This is a genomic window from Escherichia sp. MOD1-EC6098 (assembly GCF_002965865.1).
In the GTDB taxonomy this organism is placed as follows: Bacteria; Pseudomonadota; Gammaproteobacteria; order Enterobacterales; family Enterobacteriaceae; genus Escherichia; species Escherichia marmotae.
This window is the reverse complement of the sequence record NZ_PTSN01000024.1, coordinates 16,400-36,740: the sequence shown is the minus strand read 5'-3', so window position 1 is coordinate 36,740 and position 20,341 is coordinate 16,400. Positions and strand designations below refer to the sequence as shown.

The window sequence follows — 20,341 nt, the reverse complement described above, 5'->3', positions numbered from 1 at the left end:
AGAAGCAAATAAAAATATTAAGTGAAGTAATTAAATTAAGGAACGATGTCAGTGTCATTTGAGTGCTTATATGTAAGCAACATGAAATCAATCGTTAATATATCAATGCCAAGAAGGTGAAAATAATGCAGGAATTAATGCAAAATATTGCAATGTGGATGATGGAAAAACAATATGGTGAGACCACCAATGGTAGCATTCTGGTATATTGGCTGGCTTTTCTCTCTGTAATATTAGATGCTTTTTACTACTTGTTTTTTAAGTTTAGAGACGAAACGCCTGCTATAGGATTCGGGGGTTCTGTTATCTTTGTGGGGATAGGGTATGTGTTATCTGGAATTGTGATAAAGATATATATAAGTATTTATGGTGGAACTTATGAAATGACACCGGTTCAGTATATGAATTGTATTCTCCCACAGATTATATTGTCTGTTCTGGCTATTCTTTTGATGTCCTTCTTGTTTTACACGACTCTGAAAATGTCTGAATAAACTGTCATGTATTGACGACCGGGGGTGTCAGTTATTCTTAATAATGCATTGCTGTGAAAAAGTTTGGGGCAGTGGTGGAAACATGTGAGCAGCTATTATTCTGAAAAACATACTTATCAGAAACTGCCTGTAAATCAAGTTAATCAATGAGAGGAATATCTATGAAAATTGAGATGATGAAAAATAAATACATACATAATTTTATAAATGTATATTATGTCCTTATCCATCTGATAAATGAAACGTTAAAATGGTTTCCTTTTAATCTGGTAATAGTGTCTGTGATATTATTTTATTTTGCTCCTGATGGCATTCTCGGTGAAAATATTCATGAATGGCAAAAAACAGATATATCAGGGAAAATATTTCTCATTCGATTATATCTGGAGGTTACTTTTGTATGTGTTTTTGCTGCTGTGTTTTTAAAATATTTGTATTTTAACGTATTCATTCAGGATAAATGTGTAAGCAAAAACAGAGGAGGATGTAATGAGTAATAATATAAAATATGGCTCCAGAATACTTGATATGGGTGTTCTGCTGGAGATGAAAGCGCTTGTGAATGCAAATGGTGGTGTGTCACGGTGCATTATGGAGTGCCGGCAGCTTGCCTGTGAGGTCCGTCATTCGCAACAATTACTGGATAAGCTGTCATGTATTGACGACTGGCTGTGCCGGTTTTCCTCAATAATGTATCACCGTTTTGATAAAGAACAGATTCAGTGGCGGGAGGATGTGGACAGGGATTATCCCAGAGAAAAGGTTTATATTTTCAGTCCCGATAATGTCTCCGTCCATAATAATGATATTAAAGACTCTGCCAATAACATATCAGGAATAACCGTATCGGTTACAGTCAGTAAAATATGTGCAGGTCAGAAAGAATTTGATGCTTTTTTAAAACTGGCAGAAAAACTGAGAGAAAACCCTACGGGTAATTAAATTGTAATAATGCCATCAGGATATATCATGAACTGGAAAATATTTGCGTTTTTTGCCCTGACTGCAGGGATGCATATCACTGTTCATGCCTCAGAAAATGTGAACACTCCTGAAAACCGCCAGTTCCTGAAGCAGCAGGAAAATTTAAGCAGACAACTGCGTGAAAAACCTGACCATCAGCTGAAGGCCTGGGCGGAGAAACAGGTGCTGGAAAACCCCCTTCAGCGTTCAGATAACCATTTTCTGGATGAGCTGGTTCGTAAACAGCAGGCTTCACAGGACGGGAAACCCCGGCAGGGTGCCCTGTATTTTGTGTCGTTTTCCATTCCCGAAGAGGGGCTGAAACGGATGCTGGGCGAAACCCGGCACTACGGTATTCCGGCCACACTGCGGGGCATGGTGAATAATGACCTGAAGACCACCGCTGAAGCCGTGTTGTCTCTGGTGAAAGACGGCGCAACTGATGGTGTTCAGATCGACCCGACGCTGTTTTCACAGTACGGCATTCGCAGTGTACCGGCACTGGTGGTGTTCTGTCGTCAGGGATACGACATCATCCGGGGAAACCTGCGGATCGGCCAGGCGCTGGAGAAAGTGGCCGCCACGGGGGACTGCCGGCAGGTGGCTCATGATTTACTGGCAGGGAAAGGAGATTCCGGGAAATGAAACGTATTTTACCTCTGATACTGGCTCTGGTTGCCGGCATAGCACAGGCTGACAGCAACAGTGATTACCGGGCCGGTTCTGATTTTGCTCACCAGATCAAAGGACAGGGAAGCAGCAGTATTCAGGGCTTTAATCCACAGGAGAGTATCCCCGGCTATAACGCGAATCCGGACGAAACAAAATATTACGGTGGCGTGACTGCCGGCGGGGATGGTGGCCTGAAAAATGATGGCACCACGGAATGGGCGACCGGTGAAACCGGAAAAACCATCACAGAGTCCTTCATGAACAAGCCGAAAGACATTCTTTCACCGGATGCACCGTTTATCCAGACCGGCAGGGATGTGGTGAACCGGGCTGACAGCATTGTGGGAAACACCGGGCAGCAGTGCAGTGCGCAGGAGATTAGCCGGAGTGAATACACGAATTACACCTGTGAGCGGGATTTACAGGTGGAGCAGTACTGCACACGAACTGCCAGTATGGAGCTGCAAGGGAGTACCACATGGGAAACCCGGACACTGGAATATGATATGGGGCAGTTACCTTCCAGGGAAGTGAATGGTCAGTATGTCGTCTCCATTACCTCTCCCGTTACCGGCGAAATTGTCAGTGCTCATTACAGCTGGAAACGAATATATATACAAAAAAGTGACAATATGGTGATTACCGTGCTGGGCAGCCGTCTGAACTGGAACTCGAAAACATCCGTGGATGCCTCATTTACGCCAGTGCAGAAAACGCTGACTGCCGGTGTGGCCTTTACCTCATCTCATCCCACCCGGGCAGAAAGTATAAGATTTAAGCGTCATACGGCAATGAAGCTGCGCCTGGTTGTTAGGGTAAAAAAAGCCTCGTACACCCCGTATGTTGTCTGGTCTGAAAGCTGCCCGTTCAGCAAGGAGATGGGGAAACTGACAAAAACAGAATGTACGGAGGCTGGCGGGAACAGGACGATAGTGAAAGACGGTCAGTCATACAGCATGTATCAGAGCTGCTGGGCATACCGGGACACGTATGTCACACAGTCAGCAGACAAGGGAACCTGTCAGACGTACACCGACAATCCAGCCTGTACCCTGGTGTCACACCAGTGTGCCTTTTACTCCGAAGAAGGTGCCTGTCTGCATGAATATGCCACGTACTCCTGCGAGTCAAAAACATCCGGAAAGGTCATGATTTGTGGTGGTGACGTATTCTGTCTCGATGGCGAATGCGATAAGGCTCAGAGCGGGCAGAGTAATGATTTTGCCGAAGCCGTTTCTCAGCTGGCAGCACTGGCCGCTGCAGGTAAGGATGTTGCGGCGCTGAACGGGGTGGATGTCCGTGCTTTCACCGGTCAGGCGAAATTTTGTAAGAAGGCTGCAGCCGGATACAGCAACTGCTGTAAGGACAGCGGCTGGGGGCAGGATATCGGGCTGGCCAAATGCAGCAGTGACGAAAAAGCCCTGGCTAAAGCAAAATCAAACAAACTGACCGTCAGCGTTGGGGAGTTCTGTTCGAAGAAAGTGCTGGGTGTCTGTCTGGAGAAAAAACGCAGCTACTGTCAGTTTGATTCGAAACTGGCGCAGATAGTCCAGCAGCAGGGGCGCAATGGTCAGCTGCGTATCAGTTTTGGCAGTGCGAAGCATCCTGACTGCCGGGGAATTACGGTTGATGAGCTGCAGAAAATTCAGTTCGACAGACTGGATTTCACTAACTTTTACGAAGACCTGATGAATAACCAGAAAATCCCGGACAGTGGCGTTCTGACGCAGAAAGTGAAAGAACAGATTGCTGACCAGCTGAAGCAGGCTGGACAGTAAGGTAGGGAAAATAACCGGGGGAAATGATGAAAGTCATATTCACTTCTAATCGTCTTGTTGATTTTATTATCCGGCTTTCGATTACAGCGATTGTCATTTCCCCGGTAATTATCTGGTCGTGGGATACGGTAAAAGAAACCACGGCGGGCGGGATGCTTGCTGCTGCTTTCGTTATCCTTTACTCCGGTGTGCTCCTGTTTATTCTGTATTTTTGTTTTTCTGCCCTGACTGACCTGCAGAAAACCGATGAAAGAAAAAGTGATGAAAGGAATGAAGATGAATAAAGCATTACTGCCACTGTTACTCTGCTGCTTTATTTTTCCGGCATCAGGGAAAGATGCAGGCTGGCAGTGGTATAACGAGAAAATAAATCCGAAGGAAAAAGAAAATAAACCTGTACCTGCAGCCCCCCGTCAGGAACCGGATATTATGCAGAAACTGGCCGCGCTGCAGACGGCAACAAAGCGGGCGCTGTACGAAGCCATTCTGTATCCCGGCGTGGATAATTTTGTGAAATATTTCCGGCTGCAGAATTACTGGACTCAGCAGGCCGGGCTTTTCACCATGAGTGCCAAAAAGGCCATGCTGGCACATCCTGAACTGGACTATAACCTGCAGTACAGCCATTACAACGGCACGGTACGGAACCAGCTGGCAGCAGACCAGGCGCAGCAGCGACAGGCCATTGCGAAACTGGCTGAACACTACGGCATCATGTTTTTTTACCGGGGGCAGGACCCCATCGACGGGCAACTGGCGCAGGTCATTAATGGCTTCCGGGATACGTATGGTCTGAGTGTTATTCCCGTTTCCGTGGATGGCGTGATTAATCCGCTGTTGCCGGATTCCCGGACTGACCAGGGGCAGGCGCAGCGCCTCGGCGTGAAATATTTCCCGGCCATGATGCTGGTTGACCCGAAACAGGGCAGGGTTCGCCCGTTATCATACGGCTTTATTTCACAGGACGACCTGGCAAAACAGTTCCTGAACGTTTCTGAAGATTTTAAACCAAATTTTTAATCGCGGATTTAATTTATGAGTGAAGATTATTTGAAAATGTTTACAGGTGTTGTTCTGTTAATATTTGTCATTATTGCCGGTTATTTCTTTTCTGAGCGTAATGACAGGAAAATGTTTCTCCTGAGTTCACTGGTTTTCCTTGTTATTAATATCGCGTGTTTATATGTGCTTGCCGCCAGCCTCTGGTTTCTGTGTGGTGCAATTATGAGTCAGGGGGCAGCACTGGTTGTTTCAATAGTTGCGGCCGCATTACCGGACGTTACGAGCTTCGACAGGTTCAGAAGAATATTTATCTGTATTATGTTGTCATCAGTATGGTCCGGAGTGATGTGGTTTTTTATAAGGGTGCTTATGACAGGCTAAGTCATATAAAACGGTCATAAAAACCATGCAAAATAATGAGGTTGATTACTGAAGACCATATGATAAACCATACCGCAATCCAGTGACTTCTGAATAGCTCACAAAAATAAATATAGATAATTGAAAATAACCATAATACAACGATGCCAGCTGCGATACTTAATAAACTTATTACAAGATAGTCAGGGAAGGCATTGACCGGTAATGAATGTGATGCTGCATATATCAGCGCAATAATTGCCGCATTTCCCAGTAACGACTCTCTTATTATATTTCTGATTATTTCCAGTTTTTCTTTAAAAGATAGCTTTCTCATTTGCACCTCTGATTAATGTCACACAAACACAAATATTACAGACATGAGTGCTCTCATGTAAATAATAACCGGAGTTTAACATGATAAGTAAACACAGATTCTCTTTACCCTGGCTTGATATTACGGGAATGTGGGTATTTTCCCTGGGTGTCTGGTTTCATATTGTCGCCCGTCTTGTTCACAGCAAACCCGGGATGGCTTTTTTTCTGGCGGAGCTTATTGCGGCCATTCTCGTGCTGTTCGGCGCATACCAGGTGCTGGATGCATGGATTGCCCGTGTCAGCCGGGAAGAGCGTGAGGCACTGGAAGCCAGGCAACAGGCCATGATGGAAGGGCAGCAGGAGGACGGACATGTCTCTCACTAAATTACTGCCGGTCATTCTGTTGATGATGACCACAGGTGTGCAGGCCTCCACCCGGGATGAAATTGAACGACTCTGGAATCCGCAGGGTATGGCCGCGCAGCCAGAACAACCGGCAGCAGGCACGTCAGCCAGGACAGAAAAGCCGGCCCCCCGCTGGTTCCGCCTCAGCAACGGCAGGCAGGTTAACCTGGCCGACTGGAAGGTGGTGCTGTTTATGCAGGGGCATTGCCCTTACTGTCACCAGTTTGACCCGGTACTGAAACAACTGGCGCAGCAGCACGGCTTTTCCGTTTTTCCCTACACCCTGGATGGTCAGGGGGATACCGCCTTTCCGGAGGCATTACCGGTGCCACCGGACGTGATGCAGACCTTCTTCCCGAATATCCCGGTGGCAACACCGACCACCTTCCTGGTCAACGTCAACACGCTTGATGCATTACCGCTTTTACAGGGGGCAACGGATGCCGCTGGTTTTATGGCGCGGATGGATACCGTTCTGCAGATGTACGGAGGGAAAAAAGGTGCGAAATAAGCAGGTGGTGTTACTCATTGTCGGAATATCTGGCATCGCGACGGGAATAATCGTCAGCCTGAATATCCCCTTTATCCGTCAGGGGCTTTTTTATCCCGCCAGCCCTGTAGAAATTGTCGTTTCGCTGTGTCTTACCTTTTCTGTTTCTGTTGTGTTTTTGGTGGGGGCAATTGTGGGATGGATTTCGGTGTCTGAAATATATTACAGCCGCAGGACTGGTCTGAATGAATCATCAGAAACATCAGAGGGAACTTATGATGACAGAAAATAAAAAGAATCAGGAATTCAAAATCAGAAAAATTAAGTGGGGTATTGAGCGCAGCTGTGATAATGCCAAAAAATATTTCTGGCTTTTTGTGGTTTTCTTTGTTGCCGGATTGATTGTAAGGAACGTTATGCATGATTTTTTCAGTGCCGGTATTGATTCGTGGAAAGCTGACCCGGAATTAAATAATTTTCGTTATATGTGGAACATCCTGATGTATGTCATTCCGATTATGTTATATGCGCTTGCAGCTGGTTTTCTTGCTGCGGCTTCTCTGTCGCCGTTGTGCGAAATAATATTCGGGGGTGTCCGGATATTCCTGCTGAAACGCTGTATGCGCCGGGAGAACAGTTTCAGGGAGGGTAATAACGATGCCACGCATTAAACCTCTTCTGGTTCTTTGTGCCGCTTTACTGACGGTCACACCCGCAGCGTCAGCGGATGTGAACAGCGACATGAATCAGTTCTTTAACAAGCTGGGCTTCGCTTCCAATACCACCCAGCCGGGCGTCTGGCAGGGGCAGGCCGCCGGCTATGCTTACGGTGGCTCCCTGTATGCCCGTACTCAGGTCAAAAATGTTCAGCTGATTTCCATGACGCTGCCGGATATCAATGCCGGATGTGGCGGCATCGACGCCTATCTCGGCTCGTTCAGTTTTATTAATGGCGAGCAGTTGCAGCGTTTTGTTAAGCAGATTATGAGTAATGCTGCCGGTTACTTTTTTGACCTTGCCCTGCAGACAACGGTGCCGGAAATCAAAACCGCAAAAGACTTCCTGCAGAAAATGGCAAGCGACATTAACAGTATGAACCTCAGTTCCTGCCAGGCTGCACAGGGGATTATCGGCGGGCTTTTCCCCCGGACGCAGGTGTCCCAGCAGAAAGTCTGTCAGGACATTGCCGGTGAGAGCAATATTTTTGCTGACTGGGCGGCTTCCCGGCAGGGATGTACCGTCGGCGGGAAATCTGACAGCGTCAGGGATAAAGCCAGCGACAAGGATAAGGAGCGGGTGACCAAAAACATCAACATCATGTGGAATGCGCTTTCCAAAAACAGAATGTTTGACGGCAACAAAGAGCTGAAAGAGTTTGTGATGACGCTGACCGGCTCACTGGTGTTTGGTCCCAACGGCGAAATCACACCGCTGTCAGCCAGAACCACTGACCGCTCAATTATCCGGGCCATGATGGAAGGCGGCACAGCAAAAATTTATCACTGCAACGATTCTGATAAATGCCTGAAAGTGGTGGCAGACACACCGGTGACCATCAGCCGGGATAATGCACTGAAGTCTCAGATTACTAAACTTCTGGCCAGCATTCAGAACAAGGCGGTCAGTGACACGCCTCTGGATGACAAAGAAAAAGGCTTTATTTCCAGCACCACCATCCCCGTCTTCAAATACCTGGTTGACCCGCAGATGCTCGGTGTTTCCAACAGCATGATTTACCAGCTGACGGACTATATCGGTTACGACATCCTGTTGCAGTACGTTCAGGAGCTGATACAGCAGGCCCGGGCGATGGTGGCTACGGGAAATTATGACGAAGCGGTTATCGAGCATATTAACGACAACATGAATGATGCCACCCGGCAGATTGCTGCGTTTCAGTCACAGGTGCAGGTACAGCAGGATGCGCTGCTGGTTGTCGATCGTCAGATGAGCTACATGCGTCAGCAGCTTTCCGCCCGCATGCTCAGTCGTTATCAGAACAACTATCACTTCGGAGGGAGCACGTTGTGAATGAAGTTTATGTGATTGCCGGTGGTGAGTGGCTGCGGAATAACCTGAACGCCATTGCCGCCTTTATGGGGACCCGGACGTGGGATTCCATTGAAAAAATTGCGCTCACATTGTCTGTTCTCGCGGTGGCCGTGATGTGGGTACAGCGACACAACGTGATGGATTTGCTGGGCTGGGTGGCCGTGTTTGTGCTTATCAGCCTGCTGGTTAATATCCGCACGTCGGTACAGATTATTGATAACAGCGACCTGGTAAAAGTTCACCGGGTGGATAATGTGCCGGTCGGACTGGCGATGCCACTTTCACTGACGACCAGAATCGGGCATGCAATGGTGGCCAGTTACGAGATGATCTTCACGCAACCAGACAGTGTCACCTACAGCAAAACGGGGATGCTGTTTGGCGCAGAACTGGTATCAAAAAGCACTGACTTTTTGTCCCGTAATCCGGAAATCGCCAATCTTTTCCAGGATTATGTGCAGAACTGCGTGATGGGGGATATTTACCTGAACCACAAATACACGCTGGAGGAGCTGATGGCCTCCTCTGATCCCTACACGCTGATTTTTTCCCGTCCCAGTCCGCTGCGGGGCGTTTATGACAGCAATAATAATTTCGTGACCTGTAAGGACGCGTCGGTTTCGCTGAAAGACAAGCTGAATCTGGACACACAGAGTGGCGGAAAAACCTGGCATTATTATGCCCAGCAGTTATTTGGTGGGCGTCCTGATCCGAATTTGCTGTTCAGTACGCTGATTGGTGACAGTTACAGTTACTTCTATGGCTCAAGTAAATCAGCCAGCCAGATCATTCGCCAGAATGTCACCATCAATGCGCTGAAGGAGGGGATCACCAGTTATGCCGCACGTAATGGTGATTCGGCCAGTCTGGTGAATCTGGCTACCACGTCATCGATGGAGAAACAACGTCTGGCACATGTATCTATCGGTCATGTGGCGATGCGGACACTGCCCATGACGCAGACCATCCTGACGGGGATCGCCATTGGTATTTTCCCGCTCCTGGTACTGGCGGCTGTCTTCAACAAACTGACGCTGTCTGTCCTGAAAGGTTATGTGTTTGCCCTGATGTGGCTGCAGTCATGGCCACTCCTGTACGCCATTCTGAACAGTGCCATGACATTTTATGCGAAACAGAATGGTGCGCCGGTGGTGCTCTCTGAAATTTCACAGATACAACTGAAATACTCCGATCTGGCTTCCACTGCCGGGTATCTTTCCATGATGATCCCGCCATTATCCTGGATGATGGTCAGGGGGCTCGGGGCAGGATTTTCCAGTGTGTACAGCCATTTCGCTTCCTCTGCTATCAGCCCGACCGCCAGTGCAGCAGGCAGTGTGGTTGACGGTAACTACTCCTACGGCAACATGCAGACGGAGAACGTGAACGGCTTCAGCTGGAGCACCAACAGCACCACGTCGTTTGGTCAGATGATGTACCAGACCGGTAGTGGCGCAACTGCCACACAGACCCGTGACGGTAATATGGTGATGGATGCAAGCGGAGCGATGTCCCGGTTACCGGTTGGTATCAATGCAACGCGTCAGATTGCGGCGGCGCAACAGGAAATGGCCCGGGAGGCGTCGAACAGAGCCGAAAGCGCCCTGCATGGTTTCAGCAGCAGTATTGCCAGTGCCTGGAACACGCTCAGTCAGTTTGGTTCTAACCGGGGGAGCAGTGATTCTGTCACCGGTGGTGCTGACAGCACGATGAGTGCTCAGGACTCCATGATGGCCAGCCGTATGCGCAGTGCAGTGGAAAGCTATGCGAAGGCGCATAATATCAGTAATGAGCAGGCGACCAGAGAACTGGCCTCGAGAAGTACAAATGCGTCGCTTGGGCTTTACGGTGATGCTTATGCTAAAGGGCATTTAGGCATAAGTGTAATGGGTAACGGTGGAGGGGTTGGTTTCCAGGCTGGAGTTAAAGCAAGCATTGATGGCAGTGATCTTGACTCACATGAAGCCAGTAGTGGTTCACGAGCCAGCCATGATGCTCGTCATGATATTGACGCTAAAGCCAGCAAGGACTTTAAAGAGGCCAGCGATTACTTTACCAGTCGCAAGGTCAGTGAATCCGGCAGCCATACTGACAATAATGCCGATTCCCGTGTGGATCAGCTGTCTGCAGCCCTGAACTCAGCGAAACAGAGTTACGACCAGTACACGACGAATATGACCCGCAGCCATGAATATGCTGAAATGGCATCCCGTACTGAAAGCATGAGTGGGCAGATGAGTGAAGACTTGTCGCAACAGTTTGCACAGTATGTGATGAAACACGCGCCGCAGGATGCAGAAGCTATTCTGACAAATACCAGTTCACCAGAGATTGCAGAACGCCGTCGGGCGATGGCGTGGTCTTTTGTTCAGGAACAGGTACAGCCTGGTGTTGATAATGCCTGGCGTGAATCCCGTGGCGATATTGGTAAAGGAATGGAAAGCGTACCTTCGGGTGGTGGCAGCCAGGATATTATTGCTGACCATCAGGGGCATCAGGCCATTATTGATCAAAGAACGCAGGACAGTAATATCCGTAATGATGTAAAACATCAGGTTGATAATATGGTCACAGAATACCGAGGCAATATCGGAGATACTCAGAACAACATCCGTGGCGAGGAAAATATTATAAGAGGGCAGTATTCTGAACTGCAAAATCACCATAAAACAGAAGCATTATCTCAGAATAATAAATATAATGAAGAGCGAGAAAGTCAAAAGATAATACCTGAGCCATCAGAAGAGGCTGTGAAAAAAATGATTGATGATAAAAAGAATCGACTGAAGGGGCCATTATGATTACTCACTATGATATAAAAACGGAGACACAGAAACTAAAGGATGTACTCTCTGTAGAAGGTGTTAATATTCCGCCATTATTACAAGTCATAAAGCCAGGGGGGTATGTATTTTTATGGGTTTTATTATGGCCGACATTTCTCCGTTTGCTGGCAGATAAAGTTGATATCCGAGATGCCGGGTTTGATATATGTTTTAGTGGCGTAATGGGGTTTATCCTTTTTGTTGCCATTACTAATGGAATGATGTTGTATCTTGCTATCCCTAAAAAATTCAGAGATGAGTCGAAAGTTATATCTTTTATGTATGATAAGAACAAAACTTATATCTTGTCGTTTGTGATTGTTTTTTCAATAGTTTCCTTCGCCCATACGTTCTTGTTTGGTTTTTTATCGATAACTCTGTTTATAATTTTTTTCTTTATTTATACTATAGATATAAATCGTTATAATCTCTCTGCAATAGTCTCAGTAATAGGTCTATTCAAAAAAGAATCTGTTAGTTAAAAGGATATTTTGGATGAAAATAAAAAAATTGATGATGGTTGCACTGGTCAGTTCCACTCTGGCCCTTTCAGGGTGTGGTGCGATGAGCACAGCAATCAAGAAGCGTAACCTTGAGGTGAAGACTCAGATGAGTGAGACCATCTGGCTTGAACCCGCCAGCGAACGCACGGTATTTCTGCAAATCAAAAACACGTCTGATAAAGACATGAGTGGACTACAGGGCAAAATTGCTGATGCTGTGAAAGCAAAAGGGTATCAGGTGGTGACTTCTCCGGATAAAGCCTACTACTGGATTCAGGCGAATGTGCTGAAGGCCGATAAGATGGATCTGCGGGAGTCTCAGGGATGGCTGAACCGTGGTTATGAAGGCGCAGCTGTTGGTGCAGCGTTAGGTGCCGGTATTACCGGATATAACTCCAATTCTGCCGGTGCCACACTCGGTGTGGGGCTTGCTGCTGGTCTGGTGGGTATGGCTGCAGATGCGATGGTGGAAGATGTGAACTATACCATGATCACGGATGTGCAGATTGCAGAGCGTACTAAGGCAACGGTGACAACGGATAATGTTGCCGCTCTTCGTCAGGGCACATCAGGTGCGAAAATTCAGACCAGTACTGAAACAGGTAACCAGCATAAATATCAGACCCGTGTGGTCTCCAATGCGAACAAGGTTAACCTGAAATTTGAAGAGGCGAAGCCTGTTCTCGAAGACCAGCTGGCCAAATCAATCGCAAATATTCTCTGATTATCTTCCGGAGGCTGGTCTGACCGGCCTCCTGACTGACGCCTCGCTTTGCTCGTTGTCCAACCCCGGAAAGAAATAAAATAAATTTTATTTCTCCCCGGCGTTTTCGAAATAAATATGAAAACACTGAGCGGTTGTGCAAATTTTTTGTGCGACCGTGAAGTGTTGCCGGCGAAGCCGGAATTTAACGGTTATTAATCTTTTCATAATTAATAATCAGTCCGACTGACTTTCTTTCTTCGGAATATCATCATGAGTTTTAACGCAAAGGATATGACCCAGGGCGGTCAGATTGCGTCCATGCGTATCCGCATGTTCAGCCAGATCGCCAATATCATGCTTTACTGCCTGTTTATTTTTTTCTGGATACTCGTTGGTCTGGTTTTATGGGTAAAAATAAGCTGGCAGACGTTTGTGAATGGCTGTATTTACTGGTGGTGCACAACACTGGAAGGCATGCGGGATTTAATCAAGTCCCAGCCGGTCTATGAGATCCAGTATTACGGCAAAACCTTCCGGATGAACGCTGCTCAGGTACTGCATGATAAATATATGATCTGGTGCGGAGAGCAGTTATGGTCCGCATTCGTTCTGGCCACTGTTGTGGCACTGGTTATTTGCCTGATTACCTTCTTTGTTGTCTCCTGGATTCTGGGGCGTCAGGGTAAACAACAGAGCGAAAATGAAGTCACAGGTGGTCGTCAGCTGACAGACAGTCCGAAAGATGTTGCCCGGATGCTGAAAAAAGACGGCAAGGACTCCGATATCCGGATTGGCGACCTGCCGATTATCCGGGATTCTGAAATCCAGAACTTCTGTCTGCACGGCACTGTCGGGGCCGGTAAGTCGGAAGTTATCCGTCGTCTGGCCAACTACGCTCGTCAGCGTGGTGATATGGTGGTGATTTATGACCGTTCAGGGGAATTTGTTAAAAGTTACTATGATCCCTCCATCGATAAAATCCTGAATCCGCTGGATGCACGCTGTGCCGCCTGGGATTTATGGAAGGAGTGTCTGACACAGCCGGATTTTGATAATACCGCAAATACCCTGATCCCGATGGGCACAAAAGAGGACCCGTTCTGGCAGGGATCAGGACGTACCATTTTTGCGGAAGCGGCGTACCTGATGCGTAATGACCCCAACCGTAGCTACAGCAAACTGGTGGACACACTGCTTTCCATCAAAATCGAAAAACTGCGTACCTTCCTGCGTAATTCACCGGCGGCCAACCTGGTGGAAGAGAAAATTGAGAAAACGGCGATTTCCATCCGTGCTGTGCTGACCAACTACGTGAAAGCCATTCGTTACCTGCAGGGGATTGAGCATAACGGTGAGCCTTTTACCATCCGTGACTGGATGCGTGGTGTCCGGGAAGATCAGAAAAATGGCTGGTTGTTTATCTCGTCGAATGCCGACACCCATGCCTCCCTGAAGCCGGTGATCTCCATGTGGCTGTCCATTGCCATTCGTGGTCTGCTGGCAATGGGAGAAAACCGTAATCGTCGTGTGTGGTTCTTCTGTGATGAGTTACCCACATTACACAAATTGCCGGACCTGGTAGAGATCCTGCCGGAAGCCCGTAAGTTCGGTGGCTGTTATGTGTTTGGTATTCAGTCCTATGCCCAGCTGGAAGATATCTACGGTGAGAAAGCGGCTGCCACGCTGTTTGACGTCATGAACACCCGTGCCTTTTTCCGTTCTCCCAGCCATAAGATTGCAGAGTTCGCTGCCGGTGAAATTGGTGAGAAAGAGCACCTGAAAGCCAGCGAGCAGTATTCCTACGGTGCTGATCCCGTGCGTGACGGGGTATCGACCGGTAAGGATATGGAGCGCCAGACGCTGGTCAGTTATTCCGACATTCAGTCCCTGCCGGATCTGACCTGTTATGTCACCCTGCCCGGACCGTATCCGGCAGTAAAACTCTCCCTGAAATATCAGGAACGCCCGAAGGTGGCTCCGGAGTTTATTCCGCGTGAAATCAACCCGGAAATGGAGAACCGTCTGAGTGCCGTACTTGCCGCAAGGGAAGCAGAAGGTCGTCAGATGGCCAGCCTTTTCGAACCGGATGTCCCGGAGGTTGTTTCCAGAGAGGACGTGACTCAGGCTGAACAGCCACAACAGCCACAACAGCCACAACAGCCACAACAGCCACAACAGCCACAACAGCCACAACAGCCACAACAGCCACAACAGCCAGTGTCTCCTGTCATCAACGATAAGAGGTCAGATTCAGATGTGAATGTTCCGGCAGGGGGGATTGAGCAGGAGCTGAAAATGAAACCGGAAGAAGAGATGGAACAGCAACTGCCACCCGGGATCAGTGAATCTGGTGAGGTGGTGGATATGGCCGCTTATGAGGCATGGCAACAGGAAAATCATCCGGACACCCAGCAGCAGATGCAGCGTCGTGAAGAGGTGAACATCAATGTGCACCGGGAGCGCGGGGAAGATGTTGAGCCGGGAGATGATTTCTGATGTTGAGTATCAGCGTTGTTAAATCGGCTGGCAGTGCCGGTAATTACTACACCGACAAGGATAATTACTACGTACTGGGCAGCATGGAGGAACGCTGGGCCGGCAGGGGGGCAGAGCTACTGGGGCTGCAGGGCAGTGTCGATAAGGATGTCTTTACCCGTCTTCTGGAGGGCAGGCTGCCGGACGGAGCGGATTTAAGCCGCATGCAGGATGGCAGTAATAAGCATCGTCCCGGCTACGACCTGACGTTCTCCGCCCCCAAAAGCGTCTCCGTGATGGCCATGTTAGGCGGTGATAAACGTCTTATTGATGCACATAACCAGGCCGTGGATTTTGCTGTTCGTCAGGTGGAGGCGCTGGCCTCCACACGGGTTATGACGGACGGGCAGTCAGAAACGGTACTGACCGGTAATCTGGTGATGGCGCTTTTTAATCATGATACCAGTCGCGATCAGGAACCACAGTTACATACGCATGCGGTGGTGGCCAATGTCACGCAGCATAACGGCGAGTGGAAGACACTGAGCAGTGACAAAGTGGGGAAAACAGGGTTCATTGAGAATGTGTACGCTAATCAGATTGCCTTCGGCAGACTCTATCGGGAAAAGCTGAAAGAGCAGGTTGAGGCGCTGGGCTATGAAACTGAAGTGGTTGGTAAGCACGGAATGTGGGAAATGCCGGGCGTACCAGTGGAGGCCTTTTCCAGTCGTTCACAGGCTATCAGGGAGGCCGTCGGGGAGGGGGCCTCACTGAAATCCCGGGATGTGGCGGCACTGGATACGCGAAAATCCAAACAGCATGTCGATCCTGAAATCAAAATGACCGAGTGGATGCAGACGCTGAAGGAAACCGGGTTCGATATCCGGGCGTACCGTGACGCGGCAGAGCAATGGGCAGAGACCCGCACGCAGGCGCCCGGGCCTGCTTCACCGGACGGGCCGGATGTGCAGCAGGCAGTGACACAGGCCATTGCCGGATTAAGTGAACGAAAAGTGCAGTTTACATACACGGACGTGCTGGCCAGAACAGTCGGCATACTGCCGCCGGAAGAGGGTGTGATTGAGCGGGCACGCGCTGGTATTGATGAGGCCATCAGCCGTGAGCAACTCATCCCCCTTGACCGTGAGAAGGGGCTGTTCACGTCCTGGATTCATGTGCTCGATGAGCTGTCAGTCCGGGCACTCAGTCGTGACATCATGAAACAGAACCGGGTAACCGTACATCCGGAGAAAAGTGTTCCCCGGACTGCCGGTTACAGCGATGCGGTCAGTGTTCTGGCACAGGATCGTCCGTCGCTGGCCATTGTGTCAGGGCTGGGGGGAGCCGCCGGGCAGCGTGAGCGGGTGGCCGAGCTGGTAATGATGGCCCGGGAGCAGGGGCGGGAGGTGCAGATTATCGCTGCTGACCGTCGCTCACAGATGAACCTGAAGCAGGATGAACGGCTGTCCGGTGAACTGATAACCGGGCGTCGTCAGTTGCTGGAAGGCATGGCCTTCACACCAGGCAGTACCGTTATCGTCGACCAGGGTGAAAAACTCTCCCTGAAAGAGACGTTAACCCTGCTGGACGGTGCCGCACGCCATAACGTACAGATCCTGATAACCGACAGCGGGCAGCGAACCGGTACAGGCAGTGCGCTGATGGCCATGAAAGATGCCGGGGTGAACACATATCGCTGGCAGGGGGGAGAACAGCGACCGGCAACCATCATCAGTGAACCGGACCGTAATATCCGCTATGCCCGGCTGGCCGGGGATTTTGCGGCCAGCGTGAAAGCCGGAGAAGAGAGCGTGGCACAGGTCAGCGGGGTACGGGAACAGGCCATACTGACACAGGCCATTCGCAGTGAGCTGAAAACGCAGGGCGTGCTCGGACACCCGGAGGTAACCATGACCGCCCTGTCACCGGTCTGGCTGGACAGCCGGAGCCGTTATCTGCGGGATATGTACCGACCAGGGATGGTGATGGAGCAGTGGAACCCGGAGACACGCAGTCATGACCGCTATGTGATAGACCGGGTGACGGCGCAGAGTAACAGCCTGACCCTGCGGGATGCGCAGGGCGAAACGCAGGTGGTGCGTATTTCTTCTCTGGACAGCAGCTGGTCGCTGTTCCGGCCGGAAAAAATGCCGGTGGCAGACGGCGAGCGTCTGAGGGTGACGGGAAAAATCCCCGGACTCCGCGTCTCCGGCGGTGACCGCCTGCAGGTGGCATCCGTCAGTGAGGACGCGATGACGGTTCTTGTGCCGGGACGGGCTGAACCGGCTACCCTGCCTGTGGGGGATTCACCGTTCACGGCACTGAAGCTGGAGAGCGGCTGGGTGGAAACACCCGGACATTCCGTCAGTGACAGTGCGAAGGTTTTTGCCTCCGTCACACAGATGGCGATGGACAACGCCACCCTGAATGGTCTGGCCCGCAGTGGTCGTGATGTCCGGCTGTATTCCTCACTGGATGAAACCCGTACTGCGGAAAAACTCGCCCGCCATCCCTCCTTTACGGTGGTTTCTGAGCAGATAAAGGCGCGGGCCGGTGAGACATCGCTGGAAACCGCCATCAGTCACCAGAAGTCTGCACTTCACACGCCGGCACAACAGGCCATTCATCTGGCCCTTCCTGTGGTGGAAAGTAAAAATCTGGCCTTCAGCCAGGTGGATCTGCTGACAGAGGCGAAGTCGTTTGCTGCAGAAGGAACCAGTTTTGTTGACCTGGGACGGGAAATCGATGCGCAGATAAAACGGGGCGATTTGCTGCATGTGGATGTGGCAAAAGGCTATGGCACAGACCTGCTGGTTTCCCGTGCGTCGTATGAGGCTGAAAAGAGCATTCTTCGCCATATTCTCGAAGGTAAGGAGGCGGTCACGCCGCTGATGGAGAGAGTACCTGGCGAACTCATGGAGAAACTGACATCAGGACAGCGTGCCGCCACCCGCATGATACTGGAAACGTCCGACCGTTTCACGGTAGTGCAGGGCTATGCCGGTGTGGGTAAGACCACACAGTTCCGGGCGGTGATGTCAGCCGTGAACCTGCTGCCGGAGAGTGAGCGTCCCCGTGTCGTGGGGCTGGGGCCCACGCACCGTGCGGTCGGGGAGATGCGCAGCGCCGGCGTGGATGCGCAGACACTGGCGTCCTTTCTGCATGACACGCAGCTGCAGCAGCGCAGCGGAGAAACGCCGGATTTCAGCAACACGCTGTTCCTGCTCGATGAGAGCTCAATGGTGGGCAATACCGACATGGCACGGGCATACGCCCTGATTGCGGCCGGTGGCGGTCGTGCCGTGGCCAGTGGTGACACGGACCAGCTGCAGGCCATCGCGCCCGGTCAGCCTTTCCGTCTCCAGCAGACGCGCAGTGCTGCCGATGTGGCCATCATGAAGGAGATTGTGCGTCAGACGCCGGAACTGCGGGAGGCGGTATACAGCCTGATTAACCGGGATGTGGAAAGGGCACTGTCCGGGCTTGAGAGTGTAAAACCGTCTCAGGTGCCACGTCAGGAGGGCGCATGGGCACCGGAGCACTCCGTGACGGAGTTCAGTCACAGCCAGGAAGCGAAACTGGCAGAAGCGCAGCAGAAGGCGATGCAGAAAGGCGAGGCTTTTCCGGATGTCCCCATGACACTGTATGAAGCCATTGTTCGCGACTATACCGGCAGGACACCGGAAGCACGGGAGCAGACGCTGATTGTCACGCACCTGAATGAAGACAGGCGCGTGCTGAACAGTATGATTCATGATGCACGGGAAAAGGCCGGTGAGCTGGGGAAAGAGCAGGTTATGGTGCCTGTCCTGAACACAGCGAATATACGCGACGGGGAGCTGCGTCGTCTTTCCACCTGGGAGACACATCGGGACGCACTTGCCCTGGTGGATAATGTGTATCACCGGATTGCCGGTATCAGTAAGGATGACGGGCTGATAACCCTGCAGGATGCGGAAGGTAACACACGGCTGATTTCGCCCCGGGAGGCGGTGGCTGAAGGCGTCACACTGTACACCCCGGATACCATTCGGGTGGGAACCGGTGACCGGATGCGCTTCACGAAGAGTGACCGGGAGCGTGGTTATGTGGCCAACAGCGTCTGGACGGTGACAGCGGTTTCCGGTGACAGTGTCACGCTGTCGGACGGACAGCAGACCCGTGTGATTCGCCCCGGTCAGGAGCGGGCAGAGCAACATATTGACCTGGCCTATGCCATCACCGCCCACGGTGCGCAGGGGGCAAGTGAAACCTTTGCCATCGCGCTTGAAGGCACGGAAGGTGGCCGGAAACTGATGGCCGGCTTTGAGTCAGCCTACGTGGCCCTGTCGCGTATGAAACAGCATGTGCAGGTGTACACTGATGACCGTCAGGGCTGGACGGATGCCATCAACAACGCCGTACAGAAAGGGACTGCCCACGATGTGCTGGAGCCGAAAGCTGACCGGGAGGTCCTGAATGCAGAGCGGTTGTTCAGTACGGCACGGGCGCTGCGGGACGTGGCGGCAGGCCGTGCCGTTCTCCGTCAGGCAGGGCTGGCCGGGGGAGACAGTCCTGCACGGTTTATTGCTCCGGGGCGTAAATATCCGCAGCCGTATGTGGCACTGCCGGCTTTTGACCGTAACGGCAAGTCAGCAGGTATCTGGCTGAACCCACTGACCACGGATGACGGAAACGGGCTGCGGGGATTCGGTGGTGAAGGACGGGTGAAAGGCAGCGGGGATGCGCAGTTCGTGGCCCTGCAGGGCAGCCGTAACGGAGAAAGTCTGCTGGCTGATAATATGCAGGATGGCGTCCGGATTGCCCGTGATAATCCTGACAGTGGTGTGGTGGTAAGAATCGCCGGTGAAGGCCGTCCGTGGAATCCCGGTGCCATCACCGGTGGCCGCGTGTGGGGGGATATCCCGGACAACAGCGTCCAGCCGGGAGCCGGAAATGGCGAGCCGGTCACGGCAGAGGTACTGGCACAGCGGCAGGCTGAAGAGGCCATCCGCCGTGAAACGGAACGCCGTGCGGATGAAATTGTCCGTAAAATGGCAGAGAACAAACCTGACCTGCCGGATGGCAAAACAGAGCAGGCTGTCAGGGAGATTGCCGGGCAGGAGCGTGAACGGGCTGTCACTTCTGAACGGGAAGCCGCGCTGCCGGAGAGTGTGCTGCGTGAATCACAACGGGAGCGGGAAGCGATCCGGGAGGTTGCCCGGGAAAATCTGCTGCAGGAGCGTCTGCAGCAGATGGAGCGGGATATGGTCCGTGACCTGCAGAAAGAGAAAACCCTGGGCGGAGACTGATACAGGA

19 protein-coding genes are annotated in these 20,341 nt (G+C 51.0%); 18 read left to right on the top strand and 1 reads right to left on the bottom strand.

What is annotated here, in order from left to right:
- Nucleotides 1-125: 125 nt before the first annotated feature.
- The 8 genes from C0K55_RS21175 to trbA all read left to right on the top strand — a co-directional run bounded on the left by C0K55_RS21175 (nucleotide 126) and on the right by trbA (nucleotide 5,290).
- On the top strand, nucleotides 126-494 hold the full coding sequence (locus C0K55_RS21175) for a hypothetical protein (protein ID WP_105283434.1): 369 nt from the start codon (nucleotides 126-128) through the stop codon (nucleotides 492-494).
- 161 nt (nucleotides 495-655) lie between these two features.
- Nucleotides 656-991, top strand: coding sequence for a hypothetical protein (locus tag C0K55_RS21170; RefSeq protein WP_105283433.1), 336 nt, complete (start codon nucleotides 656-658; stop codon nucleotides 989-991).
- On the top strand, nucleotides 984-1,436 hold the full coding sequence (locus C0K55_RS21165; RefSeq protein WP_105266969.1) for a hypothetical protein: 453 nt from the start codon (nucleotides 984-986) through the stop codon (nucleotides 1,434-1,436). The genes C0K55_RS21170 and C0K55_RS21165 overlap by 8 nt, the downstream gene beginning before the upstream one ends.
- 27 nt (nucleotides 1,437-1,463) lie before the next feature.
- Entirely contained in the window at nucleotides 1,464-2,102 is a 639-nt protein-coding gene (trbC, locus tag C0K55_RS21160) for a type-F conjugative transfer system pilin assembly protein TrbC (RefSeq protein WP_123058165.1), read from the top strand.
- The gene (gene traN / locus C0K55_RS21155) at nucleotides 2,099-3,907 is read left to right on the top strand and encodes a type-F conjugative transfer system mating-pair stabilization protein TraN (protein ID WP_105266967.1); all 1,809 of its coding nucleotides are present in this window, start codon (nucleotides 2,099-2,101) and stop codon (nucleotides 3,905-3,907) included. The genes trbC and traN overlap by 4 nt, the downstream gene beginning before the upstream one ends.
- A 26-nt stretch (nucleotides 3,908-3,933) precedes the next feature.
- Nucleotides 3,934-4,191 carry a conjugal transfer protein TrbE gene (locus tag C0K55_RS21150; protein WP_123058164.1) on the top strand — a complete coding sequence of 86 codons (258 nt, stop codon included), beginning with the start codon at nucleotides 3,934-3,936 and terminating at the stop codon, nucleotides 4,189-4,191.
- Nucleotides 4,184-4,927 (top strand): type-F conjugative transfer system pilin assembly protein TraF, encoded by a 744-nt coding sequence (gene traF / locus C0K55_RS21145; protein ID WP_123058163.1) that lies wholly within the window; start codon nucleotides 4,184-4,186, stop codon nucleotides 4,925-4,927. Before C0K55_RS21150 ends, traF begins: the two co-directional genes overlap by 8 nt.
- Nucleotides 4,928-4,942: 15 nt before the next feature.
- Nucleotides 4,943-5,290 carry a conjugal transfer protein TrbA gene (gene trbA / locus C0K55_RS21140; protein ID WP_105266964.1) on the top strand — a complete coding sequence of 116 codons (348 nt, stop codon included), beginning with the start codon at nucleotides 4,943-4,945 and terminating at the stop codon, nucleotides 5,288-5,290.
- 1 nt (nucleotide 5,291) lies between these two features.
- On the opposite strand, the gene C0K55_RS21135 is transcribed toward trbA, so the two are convergent.
- On the bottom strand, nucleotides 5,292-5,606 hold the full coding sequence (locus C0K55_RS21135; protein ID WP_105266963.1) for a toxin ArtA: 315 nt from the start codon (nucleotides 5,604-5,606) through the stop codon (nucleotides 5,292-5,294).
- 80 nt (nucleotides 5,607-5,686) lie between these two features.
- Between C0K55_RS21135 and traQ the strand changes: the two genes are divergently transcribed.
- The 10 genes from traQ to traI all read left to right on the top strand — a co-directional run bounded on the left by traQ (nucleotide 5,687) and on the right by traI (nucleotide 20,334).
- Nucleotides 5,687-5,971 carry a type-F conjugative transfer system pilin chaperone TraQ gene (traQ, locus tag C0K55_RS21130; protein ID WP_105266962.1) on the top strand — a complete coding sequence of 95 codons (285 nt, stop codon included), beginning with the start codon at nucleotides 5,687-5,689 and terminating at the stop codon, nucleotides 5,969-5,971.
- On the top strand, nucleotides 5,958-6,503 hold the full coding sequence (gene trbB, locus C0K55_RS21125) for a type-F conjugative transfer system pilin assembly thiol-disulfide isomerase TrbB (protein WP_105266961.1): 546 nt from the start codon (nucleotides 5,958-5,960) through the stop codon (nucleotides 6,501-6,503). Before traQ ends, trbB begins: the two co-directional genes overlap by 14 nt.
- Nucleotides 6,433-6,774, top strand: a complete 342-nt coding sequence (gene trbJ, locus C0K55_RS21120; RefSeq protein ID WP_123058162.1) for a P-type conjugative transfer protein TrbJ — start codon at nucleotides 6,433-6,435, stop codon at nucleotides 6,772-6,774. The genes trbB and trbJ overlap by 71 nt, the downstream gene beginning before the upstream one ends.
- Nucleotides 6,761-7,153 (top strand): F-type conjugal transfer protein TrbF, encoded by a 393-nt coding sequence (gene trbF, locus C0K55_RS21115; RefSeq protein ID WP_236942615.1) that lies wholly within the window; start codon nucleotides 6,761-6,763, stop codon nucleotides 7,151-7,153. Before trbJ ends, trbF begins: the two co-directional genes overlap by 14 nt.
- Nucleotides 7,140-8,513 (top strand): conjugal transfer pilus assembly protein TraH, encoded by a 1,374-nt coding sequence (gene traH, locus C0K55_RS21110; protein WP_105266958.1) that lies wholly within the window; start codon nucleotides 7,140-7,142, stop codon nucleotides 8,511-8,513. Before trbF ends, traH begins: the two co-directional genes overlap by 14 nt.
- Nucleotides 8,510-11,335: a conjugal transfer mating-pair stabilization protein TraG gene (gene traG / locus C0K55_RS21105; RefSeq protein WP_105266957.1), complete on the top strand. Its 2,826-nt coding sequence runs from the start codon at nucleotides 8,510-8,512 to the stop codon at nucleotides 11,333-11,335. The genes traH and traG overlap by 4 nt, the downstream gene beginning before the upstream one ends.
- Complete coding sequence (gene traS, locus C0K55_RS21100; protein ID WP_105283432.1) at nucleotides 11,332-11,841, top strand: conjugal transfer entry exclusion protein TraS; 510 nt, start codon at nucleotides 11,332-11,334, stop codon at nucleotides 11,839-11,841. Before traG ends, traS begins: the two co-directional genes overlap by 4 nt.
- Nucleotides 11,842-11,854: 13 nt before the next feature.
- Nucleotides 11,855-12,586: a conjugal transfer complement resistance protein TraT gene (gene traT / locus C0K55_RS21095; protein WP_105267044.1), complete on the top strand. Its 732-nt coding sequence runs from the start codon at nucleotides 11,855-11,857 to the stop codon at nucleotides 12,584-12,586.
- A gap of 252 nt (nucleotides 12,587-12,838) precedes the next feature.
- Nucleotides 12,839-15,064 carry a type IV conjugative transfer system coupling protein TraD gene (gene traD, locus C0K55_RS21090; protein ID WP_105283431.1) on the top strand — a complete coding sequence of 742 codons (2,226 nt, stop codon included), beginning with the start codon at nucleotides 12,839-12,841 and terminating at the stop codon, nucleotides 15,062-15,064.
- Nucleotides 15,064-20,334: a conjugative transfer relaxase/helicase TraI gene (gene traI, locus C0K55_RS21085; protein ID WP_105266982.1), complete on the top strand. Its 5,271-nt coding sequence runs from the start codon at nucleotides 15,064-15,066 to the stop codon at nucleotides 20,332-20,334. Before traD ends, traI begins: the two co-directional genes overlap by 1 nt.
- The last annotated feature ends 7 nt before the right edge of the window (nucleotides 20,335-20,341 follow it).